At 63.4% G+C, this 4,937-nt stretch carries 2 protein-coding genes and 1 pseudogene; all 3 read right to left on the bottom strand.

Going from position 1 to position 4,937, the window contains the following annotated elements; translation table 11 throughout:
• Positions 1–113 precede the first annotated feature (113 nt).
• A complete protein-coding gene (locus JWR98_RS29170; protein ID WP_205491898.1) occupies positions 114–1,538 on the bottom strand; it encodes a polyurethane esterase in 1,425 nt (474 codons plus the stop codon).
• Between the two features lie 55 nt (positions 1,539–1,593).
• Positions 1,594–4,702: pseudogene (locus JWR98_RS29925) on the bottom strand (autotransporter domain-containing protein).
• 20 nt (positions 4,703–4,722) lie between these two features.
• Positions 4,723–4,937: hypothetical protein (locus tag JWR98_RS29160; RefSeq protein ID WP_205491897.1), on the bottom strand; the 215-nt coding region annotated here is incomplete at its 5' end.

Raw genomic sequence — 4,937 nt, 5'->3', positions numbered from 1 at the left:
GAGCGAGCTTGGTGGCGAGGGAGCTTGCTCCCGCTGGGGTGCGAAGCGCCCCTTTAAAGCCGCAGACCGCTGCGCAGTCACCGGGAGCAAGCTCCCTCGCCACAGCAGCCCGTTTAGCCGATCACAATCCCCTCCCCCGACACACCACTCACCCCCACCAACGTCACCGAATCTGCGCCAAAACTGATCACCGTATCCCCGCCCAGCTCCCTGACGTGATCACGATAATCGGCACTGCCTGTCACCTGCGTAAACACCAGTTTATCCGTCGGTTGGTAACCCATGATCCGGTCCTGGCCAAACTGCCCGCTGAACAAAAAGGTGTTATGCCCGCTGCTGTCGCGCAGCGTGTCGTTGCCCTTGCCGCCCTCGATAAAGTCGGCGCCTTTGCCGCCCTGGATCAGGTCATTGCCGTCGCTGCCAATGATGAAGGTATCGCCCTTGTGCGGTTCGGCGTTACGGTTGAGGTCCTGCACCCAGGTGGTGGCGCGGGCCGGGTCGGACAGATTGGCGACGATAATCGTCGAGTCGCGATTCATTTGCTCATAGAACCCGGAATCGAGGATGCGCGTCATGCCGTCGCCATACCCGGTGGGCAAGTGCGAGACCCAGGTCGGCAGGTTGACGATGGAAAACGGCAGCACGTTCCACAGCGTCGAGGCGTAGTGGTCGTTGAAGCTGACGATGTTGTCGGTGGTCGATGCGTGGGGCTGGTCATGCACGCCCAGCGACGACCCGTTGACGGACGAGCCATCCAGCGCACGGAAGACCGGATCGTTTTCGTAGCCGACATTGAGCACCTTGTCACCGCTGCTCTGGGTCGGCGAAGCATAGGCCACGTAGTTGGCGTCCTGGTAGAACCCCGCCCATTTATCCGCGCTCAGGTCGGCCATGCTGTTGACCGCCAGGCCGCCCAGACTGTGGCCACTGACCAGCACGTCGTGGCCGCTCAGGCCCTGGGCGCCGGCGTAGTCGGCAACGTGCTTGAGCAAGCCGCCAAAGGCCTCGCCGGCGTAGTTTTTTGCATAATCCTTGGGGCCGAACGCGGCGAGCAGATCACTGACCAGGTCGCCAATGGAGTCGCTGATCAGGCTTTCCCTGGGGCCGGATGTGCCGCGAAAGCCAATGCCGATTTCGAGCAATTTACCCGCGTCATCGTACTTGCCCAGCACCTCGACCTGGGCCGTGGTGTAGCCAGCCTTTTCGCCAAAGAAGGTGCCCCTGGCGTCGACATTGCCCGAGTAGCCCAGGGTGTTGGCGCTGATGGGCGTCCAACCGGCCTTTTGCACGGCCTCCAACGCGGCTTTTTCCGAGTCGGGGTTCCAGGGCACACCGGGAATCACGCCCTGGGAATCGCTGCCGCCCAGTAACGCGCCAACCAGTGTGGCGGGCAAGCCAAGGCCCAAACCGTTGTGCTGGTAGCCCACGGCAAAGCCGTTATCCAGGTTGTGGTAGCTATACAACGTAATCGCCATGGCATCGGCGAACAGCGCTTTGGAACCCTCGACCCCGAGGTTTTTATAGTCAAAGACAGCCATGCTGCATCCTCTTTTCTTATTGTTGGATACCGCCCCTTGCGGGGCGTTGGAACCCTCAGAACGCCCAGTCGAGGCTCAAGCCCACGCCGTGGACCTTCTCTTTGCCGGACAGCAAGCCGTTGTAGTCGAAATTAACCCGTGCCTCCTTGCTGAGCGCCAGGCTGGCGCGTGCGCCGACCAACGCGGCATCGCGCGCCATTGGCGTACTCTCGACCGCAAACGAGGGGCCGCCCGACGCGAACGCCAGGTGCTGCTGCGACGCGGTGCTGCTCAGGTTGTGCTGCCAGCCCAGGGTGCCCGACAGTTGCAGTTGCTGGTGGTCATTGACGTTGAAGGTCTTCAGGCCACGCACGCCCAAGGTACTCAGCACCAGGTCGCGGCGGTCATCGCGGCTTTTCAAGGCAGCGGCATCGCCCTTTTCGGTCACACCGTCACTGTCCAGATGCACGTAGGCCAGGTTGGCGAATGGCTCCAGGGCCAGGGGCTGCAGGTTCACGCGGTACGCCGCTTCGCCGAATACCTGGGTGCTGCGTGCGTCCACTTTGGCTTTTTGTTTGCCGCTGACGTCACCGTATTGCAGGTCACGTTTGACGTCCGCGCGGTGCCAGCTGTGGGTGGCGCCACCGCTCAAGCGCCAGGCGCCGATTTCGTGTCCGGCGTAGGCGCCGAAGTGGTAGCTGTCGACAGCTGCCCGGGAATGCGTGCCGCTGCCCATATTCAGCGAGGTATCGCTGTAGCCCGCGACCAGGCCCAGGCGGGTGTCGTCGTCCAACGCACCGTCGACCCCGGCCAGCAGGCCGCCAATCGAGGTGGTGTAGCCTGCCGTATCGCTGCGCCCATCGGATTTGCCCCAGGCACCCAGCGCCTTGACCCAGACGTTGCCGCGTTTGTCGACGGTCTGGCTGCTGGCGCCCATTTCGCCGTTTTGCAGGCGCTCGCCCACCGCTTCGCGCAGGTAGCGGCTGTCGTTGACCAGCGCACTTTGCAGCGCCGGGTAGATTTCCCCGGTCAATTGCTGGAACGCACCCTGCGCCGTGGCGACGTTCGGTGCCAGCAGCAGGCTTTCATACACCGCATTGCCCGCGCCCAGTTGCTCGGCGGCGGCCGCACGGCGCGTTGGTTGTCGGTGGCACCCGCGCTGGCGAAGCTGTTGGCCGTGCGCGCGACAGCCAGTTGCACGCCGTTGGCCGCATAGTTCAGGTCACCACCGATAAACAGGTAGTTGGGCAATACCGCGCCAAAACCACCGTTGATGCCGCCCGCCGCTTGCAGAATGGTGTACTGGCGGCCGATCAGGCTTTGGGCCTGTGCCGTGCTCAATAACGTCGGGCTGTTTTCCAGCGCGAGGGTCACGGTGTTGCCGTTGAGCGTCGCGGTTCCCCCGGCGACGATGCGGTCGCTGCTGGTGGGCGACAGTTCTACCGCATAGGTGGAGCCTGCTTCGAACGTCACGTCCCCTGCCACGTTAAGCGTGCCGATCGAATTGCCCGGCGCCACGGTGCCGCCGCGTTGTGCGAGCAGCGAACCGATGCGCCCCGAGCCACCCAGCACGCCGCTCTGGCTGACGGTGACATCGGAGGTGATCGAGCCATTGACCGCCAGCAGGCCCTGGTTGACCAGGGTCGGGCCGCTGTAGGTGTTGCTGCCGGTCAGTACCAGTGCGCCGACGCCCAGCTTGGTCAGGCCGCCATGCCCCGAGATGTCGTTGCTCCACACATCCAGGCCACAGTGCACGTCGTTGCACAGACGTTGGGTCGGCTTGCCGGCATCCACCACCGCGCCGATGCCCGGCAGGTCGGCGACGAACTGCCCACTGCCATACGCGCCATCGATGCGGAATTCGGCGGGAATATCCTCGGCGGTGATAAACATCCCGGGGCCGTTGACGGCCTTGCCCAGGTTGATCATGCCCCAGCCATACAGCGAGTCGATGCCCGGCGCGCCCAGGTCGGTGGCGGTGGTTTTGAGCAAGGTGGAAATCTGCTCGCCGCTCATATAGGGAAAGCGCTCCATCAACACCGCCGCACTGCCGGCCACATGCGGCGCGGCCATGGAGGTGCCGTTGAAGTTGGCCCAGTCGGTGGTGAGGTTCTCAAGGCTGGTACCGTTGATCACCGAGCTATAGATTCTGGTCCCCGGCGCCGCCACGCAAAAACTCGCGGCGTACCCGCAACGCGAGGAAAACGTGCTGATCACGTAAGGATTGGCGCTGGTGGTGTCCGGGTTCTGCTGCAATGCCGCGACCGACAGCCAGTTGGGGGCGATCTGCGGTACAAAATACGCCAGCCCCGAGATGGCATCGGGGTTGTTGCGGTTGTAGTCGTTACCGGCGGCGAAGATGGTCAGCACGCCACTGCGGGCGGCGTCGATGGCGCCTTGATAAGCGCCGCCTGCCAGCGTCCCGAGGATCGGCCGGATGTTGTCGAACTGCGCCTGCGCTTCATTGACGGTGAAGTTCGGAAAGGCCGGGTCGCGACCACCCTTGGCGTACTGGTCACCAATGCCGATGCCCCAGCTGTTGTTGATGATCCGCGCGCCGCTGGCGACCAAGCCATCCCAGCCGGCCTTGTACACCGCCCCGTCGTTGCCGAGGATGATCCCGTCCTCGGGCCCCGGATCGCCGTTCTCGGCGCTGATGATCTGCGCGCTGAAGGCCACGCCGTGCATCGGCCCGCCATCGCGGTTGCCGGCGGCAATACCACCGACGTGGGTGCCGTGGTTACCCAGCTTGCCGTTGGAACCCAGCGACGGCGTACCGTCATAACGAAACGCATCACCGGCTTTGACCGGAATATAGGGGTCGGTGTATTGGCGAATGCCCTCGGTGACAACTGTCACCACTTTGCCAGGGCTGGCGAATTCCGGGTGCTGGGCGTACACCGGCTGGTCGAAGATCCCCAGCTTGACGCCCTTGCCGGTATAGCCGGCGGCGTACGCGGTGTCCGCCCGCACGGCGCCCAGGCCCCAGTCGGCCTTGAACTCGTTGCTGCGCCAACTGGCCGCATCGCCCAGCTTGCCGGTTTCCACGTAGGGTGCGGCCTGGGCGGTACCCAGGCTTGCCAGGCAACACAACAACGCACCGTATGGCGCGCTGCGGTTGCCTTGAGTGGGTAGCCCAAGGCGGTGTGGATGGCGGTAGTTAAGCCTGACTTGCGTTTATTCACGGTGACCTTCCTTAGTTTTCTTATTGCCGGTGTGTAAACACTTTCTTAAAAACGATGCCGATCCCCTGTGGGCTTGCCTGCGACAGCCATAGGTATCTGCCTGCTCTTGCTCTGTTGCTGTTGCTGTTGCTGTTGCTCTGGCTTTTGATCTTGATGTCAGGCGCCCCGTCAAACACGCTGGCCGCAATTCGATATTGATTTGGGGGGTAAACCGGCAGGGATGCCGGTTTATGGC

Origin of the sequence: Pseudomonas lactucae (assembly GCF_016937615.1) — a bacterium.
In the GTDB taxonomy this organism is placed as follows: domain Bacteria; phylum Pseudomonadota; class Gammaproteobacteria; order Pseudomonadales; family Pseudomonadaceae; genus Aquipseudomonas; species Aquipseudomonas lactucae.
Note: the sequence above shows the minus strand (reverse complement) of the source record. Positions and strands in the feature narration are given on the sequence as shown.